The 17705-nt window shown below is 64.1% G+C and carries 13 protein-coding genes; 8 read left to right on the forward strand and 5 right to left on the reverse strand.

Features of this window, described 5'->3' with window-relative positions; translation table 11 throughout:
- Nucleotides 1–94 precede the first annotated feature (94 nt).
- The 6 genes from FJW08_RS21930 (at nucleotide 95) to FJW08_RS21955 (ending at nucleotide 6799) form a co-directional block, all read left to right on the forward strand.
- Nucleotides 95–1045, forward strand: a complete 951-nt coding sequence (locus FJW08_RS21930; protein WP_140812251.1) for an N-acetylmuramic acid 6-phosphate etherase — start codon at nucleotides 95–97, stop codon at nucleotides 1043–1045.
- A 117-nt stretch (nucleotides 1046–1162) separates the two neighbouring features.
- Entirely contained in the window at nucleotides 1163–2422 is a 1260-nt protein-coding gene (locus FJW08_RS21935) for an ABC transporter substrate-binding protein (RefSeq protein ID WP_140812252.1), read from the forward strand.
- Nucleotides 2423–2654: 232 nt separating this feature from the next.
- Nucleotides 2655–3584 (forward strand): sugar ABC transporter permease, encoded by a 930-nt coding sequence (locus FJW08_RS21940; protein ID WP_140760380.1) that lies wholly within the window; start codon nucleotides 2655–2657, stop codon nucleotides 3582–3584.
- Between the two features lie 302 nt (nucleotides 3585–3886).
- Complete coding sequence (locus FJW08_RS21945) at nucleotides 3887–4726, forward strand: carbohydrate ABC transporter permease (RefSeq protein WP_140812253.1); 840 nt, start codon at nucleotides 3887–3889, stop codon at nucleotides 4724–4726.
- Nucleotides 4723–5784, forward strand: a complete 1062-nt coding sequence (locus tag FJW08_RS21950; RefSeq protein WP_140812254.1) for a Gfo/Idh/MocA family oxidoreductase — start codon at nucleotides 4723–4725, stop codon at nucleotides 5782–5784. The genes FJW08_RS21945 and FJW08_RS21950 overlap by 4 nt, the downstream gene beginning before the upstream one ends.
- Before the next feature lie 16 nt (nucleotides 5785–5800).
- Nucleotides 5801–6799, forward strand: a complete 999-nt coding sequence (locus tag FJW08_RS21955) for an ABC transporter ATP-binding protein (RefSeq protein WP_140812255.1) — start codon at nucleotides 5801–5803, stop codon at nucleotides 6797–6799.
- Between the two features lie 194 nt (nucleotides 6800–6993).
- Here FJW08_RS21955 and FJW08_RS21960 read toward each other — a convergent pair whose 3' ends face one another.
- The 5 genes from FJW08_RS21960 to FJW08_RS21980 form a co-directional block, all read right to left on the reverse strand.
- Nucleotides 6994–7839: a fumarylacetoacetate hydrolase family protein gene (locus FJW08_RS21960; RefSeq protein ID WP_140812256.1), complete on the reverse strand. Its 846-nt coding sequence runs from the start codon at nucleotides 7837–7839 to the stop codon at nucleotides 6994–6996.
- Between the two features lie 196 nt (nucleotides 7840–8035).
- Complete coding sequence (locus FJW08_RS21965; RefSeq protein ID WP_140812257.1) at nucleotides 8036–8767, reverse strand: SDR family oxidoreductase; 732 nt, start codon at nucleotides 8765–8767, stop codon at nucleotides 8036–8038.
- Nucleotides 8768–8926: 159 nt separating this feature from the next.
- Nucleotides 8927–11299, reverse strand: coding sequence for an aldehyde dehydrogenase family protein (locus FJW08_RS21970; protein WP_140812258.1), 2373 nt, complete (start codon nucleotides 11297–11299; stop codon nucleotides 8927–8929).
- A 71-nt stretch (nucleotides 11300–11370) separates the two neighbouring features.
- Nucleotides 11371–12417, reverse strand: coding sequence for a deoxyribose-phosphate aldolase (deoC, locus tag FJW08_RS21975; protein WP_127871140.1), 1047 nt, complete (start codon nucleotides 12415–12417; stop codon nucleotides 11371–11373).
- 203 nt (nucleotides 12418–12620) lie between these two features.
- Complete coding sequence (locus FJW08_RS21980; protein ID WP_140760397.1) at nucleotides 12621–13448, reverse strand: ferredoxin--NADP reductase; 828 nt, start codon at nucleotides 13446–13448, stop codon at nucleotides 12621–12623.
- 219 nt (nucleotides 13449–13667) lie between these two features.
- Between FJW08_RS21980 and FJW08_RS21985 the strand changes: the two genes are divergently transcribed.
- Both FJW08_RS21985 and FJW08_RS21990 read left to right on the forward strand, forming a co-directional pair.
- A complete protein-coding gene (locus FJW08_RS21985) occupies nucleotides 13668–15752 on the forward strand; it encodes a hydantoinase/oxoprolinase family protein (protein ID WP_140812259.1) in 2085 nt (694 codons plus the stop codon).
- A gap of 1 nt (nucleotide 15753) precedes the next feature.
- Nucleotides 15754–17493 (forward strand): hydantoinase B/oxoprolinase family protein, encoded by a 1740-nt coding sequence (locus tag FJW08_RS21990; protein ID WP_140812260.1) that lies wholly within the window; start codon nucleotides 15754–15756, stop codon nucleotides 17491–17493.
- Nucleotides 17494–17705: the final 212 nt, after the last annotated feature.

Genomic DNA, 17705 nt, shown 5'->3' on the forward strand with positions numbered 1-17705 from the left:
CGTCGGCTCAGCGATTTCCTGCCCGCAAGTTCGTTAATGCGTGTGGACAAGTGGTATTTTTTTGGTATTGTTTTCGAAGTTTGGAGGAACTGGGATGGCCGAAACGCGCACCGAAGCGCTGCATGGGAATGCCGAGGGACTGGATATCCAGGCTCCCGAAGCGATCCTCGGCTCGCTGGCCGATGCGCAGGTCGAGGCCGCGAAGGCCGTCCGCAACGCCATTCCCTCCATCGCCAGGGCAGCCGAGATCATTGCCGGCTGCCTGAGCGGCGGCGGCAAGCTTGCCTATGCCGCGGCCGGCAGCTCCGGCCTGATGGCGCTGGCCGACGCGCTGGAACTGCCCGGCACGTTCGGCATCCAGCGCGACCGCATCGCCATCCTGATCGCCGGCGGCGACGGGGCCTTCAGGACACTGGCCGGCGGGCCCGAGGATGATGCCGAGGAGGCCTCGACCGCGGTCGCCAATGCCGGCATCGGCGCGGGCGATTGCCTGATCGCTCTTTCGGCCAGCGGCACGACGCCCTATGCGGTGCGCGCCATCGAGGACGCGCGGCGCCGGGGCGCCGCCACCATCGGCGTCGCCAACAACAGGGACTCTGCTCTGCTCCGCCAGGCCGACACCGCCATCCTGCTCGAAACGCCGCCGGAAGTCATCGCCGGCTCGACCCGCATGGGCGCCGGCACGGCGCAGAAGATCGCCCTCAACATGCTGTCGACGCTGACCGCCATCCATCTCGGCCATGTTCATGACGGCTACATGGTCAACCTCATGGCCGACAACATGAAGCTGCGCGACAGGGCAGCGCGGATGGTTGCCGCCATCAGCGGCGCGAGCCGCGAAGAGGCCGCCAGCCTGCTCGAAAAGAGCGGCGGCGCGGTCAAGACCGCCATTCTGCTCGCCGCCGGCGCCGACAGCGCCGACGCCGCGCGGAAGATACTGGAACGGACGGGCCAGAAGCTGCGGCCAGCCCTTTCCGCGCTGGGGCATGATCCCGAAAAGTGGAAACCGCTTTTCGGAAAAGATCATGCTCGAACAAAGAAATAGAGCCTGTTTCATCCCGATTTCGATCGGGGTGAAACGGGCTTGCGAGGGGAACAAGGGCTCCAAAGCCTAGGTTCTCATCAAAACCGAACCTGAAAAAGGTCAACAGGGAGACTGAGCATGACAACGAAACTACTGACGGCACTGCTTCTGGGCACAAGCATTCTCGGCTCCGCCGGGTTGGCTCACGCCGAGGACGTAACGCTCAACATCGAAAGCTGGCGCGGCGACGACCTTGCCATCTGGAAGGACAAGCTGATCCCGGCCTTCGAAGCCAAGAACCCCGGCATCAAGGTGGTGTTCGCACCATCGGCTCCGACCGAATATGACGCCGCGCTCGGCGCCAAGCTCGCCGCCGGCTCGGCGGGCGACCTGATCACCTGCCGCCCGTTCGACAAGTCGCTCGAACTGTTCAAGAAGGGCAACCTTGCCGATCTCTCGGCGCTGCCCGGCATGGAAAACTTCTCGCCCGTCGCCAAGTCCGCCTGGCAGACCGATGACGGCAAGGCGAGCTTCTGCGTGCCGATGGCGTCGGTCATCCACGGCTTCATCTACAACAAGGACGCCTTCGAAAAGCTCGGCATCAAGGTGCCGCAGACCCGCGACGAGTTCTTCGCCGCGCTCGACAAGATCAAGGCCGACGGTACCTATATCCCGATGGCGATGGGCACCAAGGACCTCTGGGAAGCCGCGACCATGGGCTACCAGAACATTGGCCCCAATTACTGGAAGGGCGAGGACGGCCGCAAGGCGCTGATCAAGGGCGATCAGAAGCTGACCGACAAGGACTGGGTCGCGCCGTATGAGGAACTGGCCAAGTGGAAGCCATACCTGGGCGACGGTTTCGAAGCCCAGACCTATCCGGACAGCCAGAACCTGTTCACCCTCGGCCGCGCCGCCATCTACCCGGCCGGCTCGTGGGAAATCGGCCTGTTCAACACCCAGGCCCAGTTCAAGATGGGCGCCTTCCCGCCGCCGGTCGAGAAGGCCGGCGACACCTGCTACATTTCCGACCATACCGATATCGGCATGGGCCTGAACGCAGCCTCCAAGCACGCGGACGCGGCCAAGACCTTCCTGTCCTGGGTGGCCTCGCCGGATTTCGCCACCATCTACGCCAACGCGCTGCCGGGCTTCTTCAGCCTGAACTCCTCGCCGGTGAAGATGCAGGACCCGCTGGCGCAGGAATTCGTCTCCTGGCGCGGCAAGTGCAAGTCGACGATCCGCTCGACCTACCAGATCCTGTCGCGCGGCACGCCGAACCTCGAAAACGAGACCTGGGTTGAATCGGCCAACGTCATCAACGGCACCGACACGCCCGAGGCCGCGGCCAAGAAGCTGCAGACCGGTCTCGACAGCTGGTATAAGCCGGCCAAGTAAGAGCTCAGGCAACGGAATCGGCTGGGCGCATGCCCGGCCGGTTCCGGATTATCCTGTTTTCATATTGCGATTGTCGGCTCTGCCTCTCGGCCTTACCCTGCTCTTATTGGGGAAGGCTGGCTGACCAGTCGCAGGGCTTTGTCTTGCCGCACCGGGCAAGGTTTGGACCGTGCATCGAGGCATCATCTGGCATCACATCGTCTGGAACCGAGAGACGGCGGGGACCGAACTCATGGCCGCACAAACACGACCGAAAAGACCGTTCCGCTGGCATATCGCCGTTTTCCTGGCGCCGGCGGTGCTGGTCTATACGGCAATCATGATCCTGCCGCTCGCCGGCACGCTGCAGCTCTCGCTGTTCCGAAACGTCGAGCAGTCCCAGATCTTCGTCGGCCTGGACAATTTCCGCACACTGTTCGGCGACCCCAACTGGTCGGTGAATTTCTGGAACGCGCTGCGCAACAATGTCTGGTTCTTCATCATCCACATGCTGGTGCAGAACCCGGTCGGCGTGCTTTTGGCGGCGCTCCTGTCCAGCCCGAAGCTCCGGTTCTCGGCCTTCTACCGCACCGCGATTTTCGTGCCGACCATCCTGTCCTTCGTCATCGTCGGCTTTGCCTGGAAGCTGATCCTGTCGCCGCTGTGGGGCGTGGCGCCGCATCTGCTCGATTTCGTCGGCCTGAAGAGCCTGTTCACGCCGTGGCTCGGCAAGGAGCAATACGCGCTGACCGCGCTCAGCCTTATCTCGGTGTGGCAGTTCATCGGCATCCCGATGATGCTGATCTATGCCGCGCTGCTGTCGATCCCCGAAGAGGTGATCGAGGCCGCCGAATGCGACGGGATCACCGGCCTGTCGCAGTTCTGGAAGATCAAGCTGCCGCTGATCCTGCCGTCGATCGGCATCATCTCGATCCTCACCTTCGTCGGCAATTTCAACGCCTTCGACCTGATCTACACCGCGCAAGGCGCGCTCGCCGGACCGAATTATTCGACCGATATTCTCGGCACCTTCCTCTACCGCGCCTTCTTCGGCTTCCAGCTACAGGTCGGCGACCCCAACATGGGCGCGACCATCGCCACGATCATGTTCCTGATCATCCTCGGCGGTGTCTGCGTCTACCTCTTCCTCATCCAGACGCGCCTGCGTCGCTACCAGTTCTGAGGGGCGGAAATGTCACGGCTGAACACCCCCCTCTGGCCTGCCGGCCATCTCCCCCGCAAGGGGGGAGATCAGATGTCGCTACTGCTTTCGCCAATCGCCAACGTTGCAAAGTGGGCGGCAAGGCCAACGCTGCCAATCTCCCCCCTTGCGGGGGGTGAGGAATGGTCCGCGAAGCGGGCGGAAAGCCAATTGCTTGGCTTTCCGAATAACGAACGCCCGGAGCGACAGCGAAGGGCCGGGTCCGGCAGGACAGAGGGGGGCGCCTTGGCGCCAACCTCTCCATGCAACTGCGAGGCCTTCCAATGAGCATCGCCACCCGTTCGCTGCCCCGCACCATCGGCGCCCACGCGATCCTGTTGACCTACACGGCGATCGCGCTTTTCCCGGTGGTCCTGGTCATCATGAATTCGTTCAAGTCGCGCGCCGGCATCTTCGGCGCGCCGCTGACGCCGCCGACGCCGAAGACCTTCGACATGATCGGCTACACCACGGTGATCGGCCAGGGCGACTTCATCCATTATTTCCAGAACAGCCTCGTCGTCACCGTCGGCTCGCTGTTCTTCGTGCTTCTGTTCGGCGCCATGGCGGCGTTCGCGCTGTCGGAATACCGCTTTCGCGGCAACACGCTGATGGGGCTTTACCTGGCGCTCGGCATCATGATCCCGATCCGTCTCGCCACCGTCGCCATCCTGCAATTGATGGTGGCGAGCGGGCTGGTCAACACGCTGACGGCGCTGATCCTGGTCTACACCGCGCAAGGCCTGCCGCTGGCCGTTTTCATCCTGTCCGAATTCATGAAGCAGGTGTCCGACGATCTGAAGAATGCCGGCCGCATCGACGGGCTGTCGGAATACACCATCTTCTTCCGCCTGGTGGTGCCGCTGGTGCGGCCGTCGATGGCGACCGTCGCCGTCTTCACCATGATCCCTATCTGGAACGACCTGTGGTTCCCGCTGATCCTGGCGCCGTCGGAAGAAACCAAGACTGTGACGCTCGGCGCCCAGCTTTTCCTCGGCCAGTTCGTCACCAACTGGAACGCCATCCTGGCCGCGCTGTCGCTGGCGATCCTGCCGGTGCTGGTCCTCTACGTCATCTTCTCGCGGCAGCTTATCCGCGGCATTACGTCGGGAGCCGTCAAGTGAGTTCGCAAGCCCCTCTTCGTGTCGTCGTCGCCGGTCTCGGCAATATGGGCCGCACCCATGCGCTGGCCTACCACACCAATCCGGGTTTTCAGATCGCGGCGCTGGTCAACCGCTCCGACGTGCCATTGCCTGGCGGGCTGTCCGGCTATGGCATCAGGCGGTCCTTCGACGACGCCCTGCGCGAGGAAAAACCCGACGTCGCCTGCATCGCCACCTATTCGGACAGCCATGCCGACTATGCGGTGAGAGCGTTCGAGGCCGGCTGCCATGTCTTCGTCGAAAAGCCGCTGGCAACGACGGTGGCGGACGCCAGGCGCGTCGTCGCCGCAGCCAAGGCCAACGGCCGAAAACTGGTGATCGGCTACATCCTGCGCCATCACCCGTCCTGGATCAGGTTGATCGCCGAGGCGCGCAAGCTCGGCGGTCCCTACGTGTTCCGCATGAACCTCAACCAGCAATCCTCGGGCCATACCTGGGAGACGCACAAGCAGTTGATGCAGACGACCTCGCCGATCGTCGACTGCGGCGTGCACTATCTCGACGTCATGCTGCAGATCACCGATGCGAAGCCAGTCGAGGTGCGCGGCATGGGGGTGCGGCTGACCGACGAGGTGGCGCCCTCCATGTACAATTACGGCCATCTGCAGGTGCTGTTCGACGACGGTTCGGTCGGCTGGTACGAGGCCGGCTGGGGTCCGATGGTTTCCGAGACGGCCTTCTTCGTGAAGGATGTCATGTCGCCAAAGGGCTGCGTGTCGATCGTCATGAAGGAAGGCATCAAGTCCGACGACATCGACACCCATACCAAAACCTCGACCATCCGTCTGCACAGCGCCGCAACCGGGCCGGACGGCAAATTCGCCAGGCCGGACGAGATGCTGTCGATGGAGGGCGAACCCGGCCATCAGGATCTCTGCGATCTCGAGCAGGCTTTTGTCCTCAAGGCGATCCGCGAGGACATCGATCTCACCAGACACATGGACGACGCGGTGCGGTCGCTCGCCGTCTGCCTTGCCGCCGACGAGAGCGTGCGCAGCGGCGCAGCCGTCAAACTCTAACGACAGGAAAGAAGCCGTGGGCTCGCTGAAGATCGAGAATGTGAAGAAGGCTTTCGGGCCGGTCGAGGTGCTGAAGGGCATCGATCTCGAAGTGACGGATGGCGAGTTCGTCGTCTTCGTCGGCCCTTCGGGCTGCGGCAAGTCGACCTTGCTCCGCGTCATCGCCGGGCTGGAGGATTCGACCTCCGGCCGGGTGCTGATCGATAGCGAGGATGTCTCCGTCACCCCGCCTGCCAAGCGCGGCATCGCCATGGTGTTCCAGACCTATGCGCTCTATCCGCATCTGACGGTGAAGAACAATATGGGCCTCGGCCTCAAGCAGGCGAACACCCCTGCAGTGGAGATCGATCGCCGCATCGGCGTCGCCTCGTCCATGCTGTCGCTGGAACCTTATCTCGAAAGGCGGCCGGCGGAACTCTCCGGCGGCCAGCGCCAGCGTGTCGCCATCGGCCGCGCAGTAGTGCGCGAGCCAAAATTGTTCCTGTTCGACGAGCCTTTGTCGAACCTCGATGCCGCGCTGCGTGTCAACACGCGGCTGGAAATCGCGCAGCTGCATCGCCGGCTGAAGGCGACGATGATCTACGTCACCCACGACCAGGTCGAGGCAATGACGCTCGCCGACAAGATCGTCGTGCTCAACTCGGGCCGCATCGAGCAGATCGGCGGCCCGATGGAGCTCTACAATTCGCCGGCAAACGAGTTCGTCGCCGGCTTCATCGGTTCGCCGAAGATGAATTTCGTCGACGGCGCCCGGCTCGGCGAGACAGCCAAGACCATAGGCGTGCGGCCGGAGCACCTGACCGTCGATCCGAAATCGGGCGCCTGGAAGGGTACCGTGGTGCACGCCGAGCATCTCGGCGCCGACACCAATCTCTATCTCGACTGTGAAAAGGCCGGCCTGATCACCGTACGGATTTTCGGCGTCTACGACGCGGAGCCCGGCGCGACGCTTTACGCGACGCCGGATCCGGCGAAGACGTATCGGTTTGGGGCTGACGGGAAGACGATCAGCTAATCTGAAATAGGTCGGCGCCGCCCCTCATTGTCCTGCCGGACATTTCTCCCCGTTATAGTGACGGGGAGAAAGAAGCTGGCCGCGACGTCGGCGCCAATCGGCGCAAGCAGCGATAACAGCGTCCTTCTCCCCGTTTCACGGGGAGAAGATGGCGGCAGCCAGATGAGGGGCGGCGCAAGCCTGCGAGGTGACGCTCAGACGTCAGCCTTGAACGTCTGCTTCTGCTGGCCCAGACCCTCGATGCCGAGCTCCACAACATCACCAGCCTTCAAGAACACCGGCGGCTTCATGCCAAGGCCGACGCCGGGCGGGGTGCCTGTCGAAATAATGTCGCCGGGGTGCAGCGACATGAACTGGCTGAGGTAGGAGACGAGGTAGGCAACGCCATAGACCATGGTCCTGGTCGAGCCGTTCTGCATCGTCTTACCGTTGACGGTCAGCCACATTTTCAGGTTCTGCGGGTCGGCCACTTCATCCTTGGTCACCAGCCACGGGCCGGTCGGGCCGAACGTGTCGCAGCTCTTGCCCTTGGTCCACTGGCCCTGGCGCTCGGCCTGGAAGGCGCGTTCGGACACGTCATGGGAGACGCAATAGCCGGCGACATAGTCGAGCGCATCGGCTTCGCTGACATATTTCGCGGTTTTGCCGATGACCACGCCGAGCTCGACCTCCCAGTCGGTCTTCTCGGAACCGCGCGGGATCAGCACGTCGTCGTCCGGACCGACGATGGCCGAGCTTGCCTTCATGAAGATGATCGGCTCGGACGGCACGGTGGCCCCGGTCTCAGCGGCATGGTCGGAATAGTTGAGGCCGATGCAGATGAACTTGCCTGTGCCGGCAACGCAGGCGCCGAGGCGCGGCTTGCCGGAAACCACCGGCAACGACTTCGCATCGAGCTTCGACAGCATGTCCAGCGAGGCCGGATGAAGCGTGGTGCCGGCAATATCGGCGACATGGGCTGAGAGATCGCGGATCGTTCCATCCGCATCGAGCAGGCCGGGACGTTCGCTCCCCATCTCGCCATAGCGCAGCAGTTTCATGCATCTTCTCCTGATTGCGGCCTCGTGGCCGTTCTACAAACTCTCCGCCGAGGCATCAGCCCTTCCGGAACCGGGCGGACCGTAGCCACCGGCCTGCTTCACGACAAGCGCGGACAGCCTGTTTTGACGGCCGGCTAGCCGGATTTTCAGACTTCCCGATCCTTCGTCAAACCCGATCTTTGTCCCCGGGCGGCGCTCAGATCGACCAGCCACCGTCGATATTATAGGCCTGCCCCGATGTGTAAGTGGCGCCGGCCAAATACACGGCGAGATCGGCAATCTCTTCCGGTGTGCCGAGCCGGCCCATCGGCTGGCGGGCGATGAAGGCAGCGCGGGCGGCGTCATAGTCGCCCTGGGCATGCATGCGGTCCTGCAGCGACGGGCTTTCGACCGTGCCGGGGCAGATGGCGTTGCAGCGTATGCCCTTGCCGACATAGTCGGCCGCGACCGCCTTGGTCAGGCCGATGACCGCCGCCTTGGTAACGCCATAGGCGAAGCGGTTCGGCACACCCTTGGTCGAGCTGGCGAGCGAGGCCATGTTGATGATCGATCCGTCGCCACGCTCCAGCATGCCGGGCAGCACGGCCCGGATGGTGCGGATCATGGCGCGCACGTTGAGATTGAAGGCGAAATCGAGATCGGCGTCCTTCATCTCCAGGATCGAGCCCGAATGGACGAAGCCGGCGCAGTTGAACAGCACGTCGACGGCGCCGATCTCGGCAAAGGCGGCATTGACCGCCTCGTCGTTGAGCACGTCGACCTTGCGGGTCTTGATGCCGGAGGTCTTGGCGAGTTCCGCCAGCAGCGTCTCGTTGATGTCGGTGGCGTGGACGGTGGCGCCAGCCTTGGCGAAAGCCAGCGCGCTTGCCTTGCCGATGCCTTGCGCCGCTGCCGTGATGACAACGACCTTGCCTGCCAGATCCGCCATGTTTTCCTCGCCTGCTTGGGTCAACTGCCTTTATCGGCGGCCGGCGAAGGCGTCATGTGCCAGTCAGGCGCGATCGTGCGGCCTGTGCCAGTTCACTGATAAAGATGTTTTTTCTCGTTAAAGAACATATACCCGCCCGTCAAGCCCGAACGACAGCGTTCAATCGCCGTAAGGGACCCAGACATTCTTCACCTCGACGGCGCGGTGCAGCAAGGCGTCGCCGGCGGCTTCTTCCGAGGCCCAGTCGAGGCTGCGGCCATTGCCGCTCCAGACGCGCTTGAGATTGCCGATGGAGTCGGCTTCCGCCTTGGCGCAGGTGTCGGCGTCAGCAAACAGCCAGAGCCCGTCGACGTCGTCGTGCTTGGCCAGCACGCCGGCAAGTTCGGCGCTGCGGCCGGTTACGATGTTGATGGCGCCGGCCGGCACGTCGGAATATTCGATGACCTGATAGAGATCGGTGGCCAGCAGCGGATACCGTTCCGACGGCACGGCGACCACCGTGTTGCCCATGGCCAGCGCCGGCGCGACCAGCGAGATGAAGCCGAGCAGGGGCTGATTGTCCGGCGCGACGATGCCGACGACGCCGACCGGCTCGTGCAGCGCCAGCGTCACGGCACGGGCCGGCGGCTGATGCACGCGGCCCTCGAACTTGTCGGCAAGGCCGGCATAGAGGAACAGCCGTTCGATCGAGAGTTCCACCTCGTCCCGCGCGGCCTTGGCATTGGCACCTGTCAACTCGGCAAGGCGGGCGGCAAACTCGCTTGCACGGCCGGAAAGGTTCTCGGCCAGGTAATAAAGCACCTGGGACCTGTTATAGGCGGTCGCCTCCGGCCAGCTCTTGCAGACACGGGCGGCCGAAACCGCATCGCGGATATCCTTGCGGCTGCCGAGCCCGACCTCGCCGGCAAGCTTGCCCTTGGCGGTGGCGACGGCAATCGAGTAATTGCCGTCCGGACGCACCTGCTTGCCGCCGATGAACAGCTTAGCCGTGCGGTCGATATCAGCGCCGTCCGCCTGTTCGACGGGCTGCGCCGAAGACGTTGCCGGCTTGATGACCGGGCCGAGCGGCAGTTTCGCCGCGAGATATTCGAACATGCCTTCGCGCCCGCCTTCGCGGCCGAAGCCGCTCTCGCGGTAGCCGCCGAAGCCGCAGGCGGCGTCGAACATGTTGGTGCCGTTGACCCAGACCACGCCAGCCTTCAGCTGCGGCGCCACATGGAGGGCAAGGTTGACGTTCTCGCTCCACACCGAGGCTGCCAGCCCGTAGCGCGTGTTGTTGGCGAGCTCGATCGCTTCCTCGGTGTTGCGGAAGGTCATGGTGGCGAGCACAGGCCCGAACACCTCTTCCTGCGCCAGGATATTAGCCGGCGAAACACCCGTTGCAAGCGTCGGCAGGTGATAATAGCCGGACGACGGCAGCGCCGCGTCCGGCTGCCAGCAGACGGCGCCCTGCCTGGCGCCCTCGGCGATCAGCCCCTTGACTCGGTCGAGCTGGGTCAGGTCGACCAGCGGGCCGATATCGGTGTTCTTGTCCAGTGGGCTGCCGACTCGCAGCCGGCTCATCCGCGTCTTGACCTTGGCGATCAAGGCGTCGGCGATGCCTTCCTGCACTAGAAGCCGGGAACCGGCGCAGCAGACCTGGCCCTGGTTGAACCAGATGCCGTCGACCAGCCCTTCCACCGCGCTGTCGAGATCGGCGTCCTCGAAGACGATGAAGGCCGACTTGCCGCCGAGCTCCAGCGACAGTTTCTTGCCCGAGCCGGCGGTGGCCTTGCGGATGATCTTGCCGACCTCGGAAGAGCCGGTGAAGGCGATCTTCTGGATGCCGGGATGGTTGACGATAGCCGCACCCGCTTCCGGACCGCCCTGCACGATATTGACCACGCCCTTCGGCACGCCGGCGCGCTCGCAGATCTCGGCGAACAGGATTGATGTGAGCGGCGTGAATTCGGCCGGCTTCAACACCACGGTACAGCCCGCCGCAAGCGCCGGTGCAATCTTCCAGGCCAGCATCAGCAGCGGAAAGTTCCACGGGATGATCTGGCCGACGACGCCGACGCCCTTGTGGCCGGCAAAATCCCGGTCCAGCGCCTGCGCCCAACCGGCATGATGGATGAAATGGCGGATCGCCAGCGGCACGTCGATGTCGCGGCTTTCGCGGATCGGCTTGCCATTGTCGATTGTCTCCAGCACCGCGAACAGGCGCTGGTGGCGCTGCATGGCCCGGCCGATGGCGTAGAGCACTTTCGCGCGCTGATAGCCCGAGGACGCCGACCATTTCGGCAGCGCCTTGGTGGCCGCTGCGACCGCCGCGTCGATGTCGGCGGCATTGGCGTCGGAGACTTTAGCCAGCAGCTTGCCGGAAGACGGTTCGCTGGTCTCGAAAGTCTTGCCGCCGCTCGCCGCCTTCCAATCGCCACCGATGAACAGCGCCTTGCCGAACTCGCGCGCCGCGAGCCAGGCATCCGCCTCGTTGCGAGCCTCCGGCGCCGGGCCGTATTCCATGGCGTGATAGCGTTCGAGAATGTTCATGAAGCGCTCCAGATAATTGTCAGGGAAGGCGTTCCGTCGCGTAGGGCTCCACGTTCAAAGCCTCGCTCGCCTCAAGCCATCGCGTGGCGATGATTGGCCGAATAATGCCCGGTCAGATGATGCTCGAGCTGGCGCTCGATATCGGTCAGCAGGCTGGAGGCGCCGAAGCGGAACAGCTCCGGCTCCAGCCACGGCCGGCCGAGCTCTTCCTTCATCAGCACCAGCCAGTCGAGCGAGACTTTCGCGGTGGAAATGCCGCCGGCCGGCTTGAAGCCGATGAGATAGCCGGTCTCCTCGAAATAGGCCCTGATGGCGCGCACCATGGCAAGCCCAACCGGCAGCGTGGCGTTGACGCTCTCCTTGCCGGTCGAGGTCTTGATGAAATCCGCGCCCGCCATCATCGCCACCATCGAGGCCAGCATGACGTTGCGCAGCGTGGCGAGGTCGCCGGTTCCCAAAATGACCTTCAGATGCGCGTCTCCGCAGGCGGCACGCATCGAGACGATCTCGTTGTAGAGCTCGCGCCACTTGGCGCCGAACACCAGGCCGCGCGGAATGACGACATCGATCTCGTCGGCACCGTCCTTCACCGAGGCCTCGATCTCCTGCAGCCGAGTCGACAGCGGCGCCAGCCCATGCGGAAAGGCGGTGGAGACGGCGGCGACATGGATGCCGGTGCCGCGCACGGCGTCGACAGCCGTGGCGACGAAGGGGTGGTAGACGCAGACGGCGGCGGGCCGGATGGTCTCGCCCGCAATGCCGAGGCCTTCCATGATGTCGCGGCGCAGCGGGTTGATCGCCTTGGCGCAGAGCCGGCGCACGCGCTCCTCGGTATCGTTGGAGTTGAGCGTCGTCAGGTCCATGCAGGCGATCGCCCGCAGCAGCCAGGCGGCCTGGTTGTCGGCCTTGATCGAGCGCCGCTTGGTCAGGCTGGCGACGCGGCGCTCCAGCGCCGAGCGATTGACGCTGCGCACCGATTCCAGGAAACCGAGGTCGAGTTTCAGGCCGGGATTGCGCGCGATGTGATGGTCCAGCGGCACCGGCGTGTTGGCGGCGGCGCGTGCCGGCAGCGGCGTCACCTTGGTGCCAAGATCGGCTTCGCGGATTGTGCTGCTCATCTCCTGCCCTTTCATTCAGCGGCGTGCGCTCTTGGTGCGCATCGTTCTCCCAAAGCCGTTCGGCACTTTGGGCGACACCCACGAAGATAGCCCGCGAAGCCGCGCTTCACGAGTCCTCAAGCGAGGGATAGCTGAAAAAGGCCGCGAAGGCAGCTGATTTTTGACCGGAAGGTCAAAACAGGTTTCTGGGAGACGCGCTGGTCTCAGCCGACGAAGGCGCGTTCGACGACGAAGCTCGAGGGATGGCTGAGCGAACCTTCCTGGAAGCCGAGGCTTTCGGCCAGCTCCTTGACGTCCTTCAGCATGTGCATCGATCCGCAGATCATGATGCGGTCGGTCTCCGGATCGAGCTTCTCGATACCGAGATCGCTGTAGAACTTGCCCGAGCCGATCAGCGCGGTGATGCGGCCCATGCGTGCCGACTCCTCGCGGGTCGTCGAATTGTACAGCGTGACGCGGCCGGCGGTCAGCTCGCCGATCAGCGGGTCGCTTTCCAGTGCCGCCACCAACTCCTGGCCGTAGATCAGCTCGGCATTGTCGCGGCAGGTGTGGGTCAGGATCAGCTGATCGAATTTCTCGTAGGTGTCGGGGTCGCGTAGCAGGCTGGCGAAGGGCGCGATGCCGGTGCCGGTCGAGATCATGAACAGGCGCTTGGCCGGGGTCAGTGCGTCGACCACCAGCGTGCCGGTGGACTTCTGGCGCATGATGACCGTGTCGCCGACCTGGATCTTCTGCAGTTCCGAGGTCAGCGGGCCATCCGGTACCTTGATCGAGAAGAATTCCAGCTCTTCGTCCCAGGCCGGGCTGGCGACGGAGTAGGCGCGGTACACCGGCTTCTCGGCATTGGGCAGGCCGATCATGACGAATTCGCCGGAGCGGAAACGCAGCGACTGCGGGCGCGTGATGCGGAACGAGAACAGCCGGTCGGTGTAGTGCTTCACCGAGACGACGGTTTCGGCATAGACATTGGCCGGAATCGGAAACTGCAGCGGGCGGGCTTCAGCGGTATTGAACGCGGGCGTGGTATTCATCAATTCCAACCTTCTCGCCCAATTACAGACGCGGGCGCCAAACTTTCCCGTGCGCGCCCGGACCATTCAGGTTCCGGCGTGCCATGCACGCTACCGAAGCGGTAAGCTCTTGTGTCCGGAATTTATTAGTATACAAACGATATTTGCGTCAAGATGCCGCCGTAAAACACCTTTCCAAACTGTGGCATATCCGTAGTCCCAGCATTTCGGGTTTCGACAATGAAAGAGAATTTTTCGGTGCAGCCGCCGGATTCCCTGGGCAGCGTCGTCGCCGGCATCGATGTCGGCGGAACCTTCACCGACCTGCTTCTGATCGACGGCAGGGACGGTGGCAAGGTGTATCTGGCCAAGACCCCGACCACGGTCGACAACCAGGCCTTCGGCGTGGTTTCGGCGCTCGGCGCCACCGGCTTTCCGGTCGACGGCATCGACCTCATCGTGCATGGCACGACCACCACCACCAATGCGGTGCTGGAGCGCCGGCTGGCCAAGACCGGCATGATCACCACGCGCGGTTTTCGCGACGTGATCGAGCTCGGCCGGCGCACGCGGCCGCAGCCCTATGGCATGACCGGAACCTTTGTCCCGATCATCCCGCGCAATTTGCGCCTAGAAGTGTCCGAACGCGTCGAGGCATCAGGCGCCGTCCGCACGCCGCTCGACGAGGCCGAGATGGGCGCGGCGGTGCAGGCGCTCATCGCGGCCGGCTGCGAATCCCTCGTCATCCATTTCCTGCATTCCTACGCCAACCCGTCACATGAGCGGCGCGCGGCCGAAATCGCCGCCGAGCTTTGGCCGAACGGTTACATCACCACCGGCCATGCGCTGCTGTCGGAAGCGCGCGAATTCGAGCGTGGGGTGACGGCATCGGTCAACGCCTCGGTGCAGCCGATCCTCGAGCGCTATGTCGAGCGCCTGCGCAAGGAATTGGCCGACAAGGGTTATGCCCGCGATTTTCTCATCATGAACGGCAATGGCGGCATGATCTCGGCGCGCTTCGTCACACGTGAATCGGCCAAGACCGTCATGTCGGGCCCCGCCTCCGGCGTCATCGCCGCCGCCTATACGGGCAAGCGCGCCGGCTTCCAAAACCTCGTCACCTACGACATGGGCGGCACTTCGACCGACGTGGCGCTGATCCGCAACGCCGAGCCGGCTGTCTCGAACGAGATCGAGATCGAATACGCCATGCCGATCCATGTGCCGATGGTGGCGGTGCATACGGTCGGCGCCGGCGGCGGCTCGATCGCCCGCGTCGACGCGGCCGGCCTGATCCAGATCGGTCCGGAAAGTGCGGGCGCCAATCCCGGCCCGATCTGTTACGGGCGCGGCGGGACCGAGCCGACGATCACCGACGCCAATCTGGTGCTCGGCCGGCTGGCGCCGAAGAAGCTGCTCGCAGTCGACAATCCGGTCACGTCGGAGCGCGTCACCGGCATCTTCGAGGACAGGATCGGCAAGGCGACGGGCCTGTCGGGTGTCGAGGCCGCGGGCGCGGTGCTCAGGCTCGGCAACATGAAGATGGCCGGCGCCATCCGCATGGTCTCTGTGTCGCGCGGCCATGACCCCCGCGATTTCGCGCTGTTCGCCTTCGGCGGCGCGGGTCCATTGCATGCCACGGCGCTCGCCCGCGAACTCGGCCTGCCCAAAGTGCTGGTGCCGGCGCGTCCCGGCATCACCAATGCGCTCGGCTGCGTCGTCGCCGATCTGCGCCACGACTTCGTCAACACCATCAACCAGCCCGTGGCTGTGCTCGATGAAAGCCAGCTTCATGAAGTATTGGAACGGCACCGGAACGAAGGCGAGGAGCTGATCGCCAAGGAAGCGGTGAAGCCGGAAACGATCCGCGTCACCCACTCCGCCGACATGCAGTTCGTCGGCCAGACCCACATCATCAACGTGCCGTTGCCGTCCTCGTCGGTGACCCGGCACGAATTGCAGTCCCTGTTCGAGAAGGCCTATTTCGCCCGCTTCAAGGTAGAACTGCCGGAAATCCGTGCCAACCTCGTCAATCTCAACACCTCGGTCACCGGCGTGCGCCCGGCGATCGACCTGTCACGCCTGATCGACCCCGCGGGGCGGGCAAAAACGCTTGAAGAGGCGCGGCGCGAAATCAGGCCGGTCTGGTATCGCGGACGCTGGTATGACACGCCGGTCTATATCAGGGAAAAGCTGCCGCTCGACGCTGTCATAGAAGGGCCGGCGATCCTCGAACAGATGGACGCAACCACCGTGCTGGAACCCGGCGACCGCGCGCGACCGGACGCCGACGGCAACATCGTCATCGACATTGGCGAGGCCTGAAATGAAGCTCGACGCCATTACCCTTTCGGTTCTCCAGGCGGCCCTGCAGCAGGTCTGCGACGAAATGGACCTGACCTTTTCGCGTGCCGCCTTCTCGCCGGTGATCGCCGAGGCCAATGACCGCTCGGACGGCATCTATTCAGCGGTAGACGGCTCGCTGATCGCACAAGGCAGCCAGGGCCTGCCGGTGTTCGTCGGCGTCATGCAATATTCGACCAGGACGGTCATCGAGATGATCGCCGACGGCCGCTGCCTGGCCCCGGAGCCGGGCGACATCTACATCGTCAACGATCCCTATCTCGGCGGCACGCATCTGATGGACGTGCGTTTCGCCATGCCGGTCTATCGCGGTGAAAAGATCTTCTGCTGGCTGTCGAACACCGGCCATTGGCCCGATATCGGCGGTTCCGTTCCGGGAGGCTTCTCCGCGTCCGCAACCGCCGTCGAGCAGGAAGGCCTGCGGCTGCCGCCGGTAAAACTGTTCAAGAAGGGCGTGCTCGATTCCGAAATCTACGCCATCATCTGCTCCAACATCCGGGTTGCAGACCAGCGCATCGGCGACATCAGGGCCCAGGCCGCCGCGCTGCTGATCGGCCAGGATCGGCTCAATGGAATCCTGGATCGTTACGGAGACGAAACCGTCGTCGAGGCGATCGCCGAACTGCGCCGCCGTGCCGCCGAACAGATGCGCGCCAACATCGCGGCCATTCCCGACGGCACCTACCGCTCCAAGGCTTTTGTCGATTCCGACGGCGTGGTCAACGAACCGCTGACCATCGCGCTCGCCGTCGAGAAAAAGGGCGACACGCTGACCTTCGATTTCGCCGGTTCGTCAAAGCCCTGTGCCGGGCCGATGAACAGCGTGCTGGCGACGACATTGTCGTCCGTCTATCTCGCCATGCGCCATATCTTCCCGGACGTGCCGATCAGCGCCGGCGCCTTCGAGCCGCTCGAGGTGAAGCGGCCGGAAGGCACCTTCCTCGACGCGAAATACCCGCGTCCGGTCTCGGGCTGTGCGGCCGAGGTCTCGCAGCGCATCGCCGAGGCGGTGTTCGCGGCCATGGTGCAGGCGCTGCCCGACAAGGTGACGGCGGCTCCAGCAGGCTCCAGCGGCAATTTCGCGCTCGGCGGCAACGACCCGGCGCGCGGCCGCGACTACGTCATGTACCAGATCTCCGGCGGCGGTTATGGCGGCAATTCAGGCCATGACGGCCTGACCAATGGCTGCTCGACCATCGGCATCTCCAAGTCGCCGCCGGTCGAGATCATGGAGCAGGCCTTTCCGGTGCTCTACCGGCACTATGCCTTGCGCGAAGGCTCGGGCGGCGCCGGCAAGCATCGCGGCGGTTTCGGCCTCGCCTATGAGGTCGAGATCCTGCGCGGCGAGGCACGTGCCTCCTTCGTCATGGACCACGGCCGCTTCGGCCCGCAAGGCGCCCTCGGCGGTGGGGATGGCGAGCCCAACAGCGTGACCGTCTTCCGCAATGGCGGGCAACACATACCGCCGCACCTCTCCAAGGAGCAGGACATCCCGCTGAAGGCCGGCGACCGCGTGCGCGTCGGCACGCCGGGCGGCGGCGGCTATGGCGATCCGCGTGAGCGTGATGCCGATCAGGTGCTGCGCGATGTGGCGCTGGGCTATTACACGGCTGAAGAGGCCCTGGACAAATTCGGCGTCGCCTTGTCGGCGGACCGGCTCACGATCGACTGGCCCGCAACGAAGAAAAGACGTACGGCTTGACGCTTCCGGTGACCTGGGCTGCCGCTACCAGTCCGCTGCGCCGGGATCGGCCGGCGGATGTCGTTTCCGTCTTCGGAAATCGTTGTGGCTCCCAAATTACTCATAGTGGCCAGCGGTTGGCGCTGCCCCTCACCTGCCTGCCGGTGTCCAGCGGATAGATGGGTAACAGAATGAACCGGATACATAGGTAACAGTTTTCTCCCCCTAAGATG

The sequence above is a fragment of the Mesorhizobium sp. B3-2-1 genome (assembly GCF_006439515.1).
Classification (GTDB): Bacteria; Pseudomonadota; Alphaproteobacteria; order Rhizobiales; family Rhizobiaceae; genus Mesorhizobium.

Excerpts from the sequence above, each read along its gene's own strand:
- FJW08_RS21930 (WP_140812251.1), top strand. The coding sequence starts at position 95 with ATGGCCGAAACGCGCACCGAAGCGCTGCATGGGAATGCCGAGGGACTG.
- FJW08_RS21935 (WP_140812252.1), top strand. The coding sequence starts at position 1,163 with ATGACAACGAAACTACTGACGGCACTGCTTCTGGGCACAAGCATTCTC.
- FJW08_RS21940 (WP_140760380.1), top strand. The coding sequence starts at position 2,655 with ATGGCCGCACAAACACGACCGAAAAGACCGTTCCGCTGGCATATCGCC.
- FJW08_RS21945 (WP_140812253.1), top strand. The coding sequence starts at position 3,887 with ATGAGCATCGCCACCCGTTCGCTGCCCCGCACCATCGGCGCCCACGCG.
- FJW08_RS21960 (WP_140812256.1), bottom strand. The coding sequence starts at position 7,839 with ATGAAACTGCTGCGCTATGGCGAGATGGGGAGCGAACGTCCCGGCCTG.
- FJW08_RS21965 (WP_140812257.1), bottom strand. The coding sequence starts at position 8,767 with ATGGCGGATCTGGCAGGCAAGGTCGTTGTCATCACGGCAGCGGCGCAA.
- FJW08_RS21970 (WP_140812258.1), bottom strand. The coding sequence starts at position 11,299 with ATGAACATTCTCGAACGCTATCACGCCATGGAATACGGCCCGGCGCCG.
- deoC (WP_127871140.1), bottom strand. The coding sequence starts at position 12,417 with ATGAGCAGCACAATCCGCGAAGCCGATCTTGGCACCAAGGTGACGCCG.
- FJW08_RS21980 (WP_140760397.1), bottom strand. The coding sequence starts at position 13,448 with ATGAATACCACGCCCGCGTTCAATACCGCTGAAGCCCGCCCGCTGCAG.
- FJW08_RS21985 (WP_140812259.1), top strand. The coding sequence starts at position 13,668 with ATGAAAGAGAATTTTTCGGTGCAGCCGCCGGATTCCCTGGGCAGCGTC.
- FJW08_RS21990 (WP_140812260.1), top strand. The coding sequence starts at position 15,754 with ATGAAGCTCGACGCCATTACCCTTTCGGTTCTCCAGGCGGCCCTGCAG.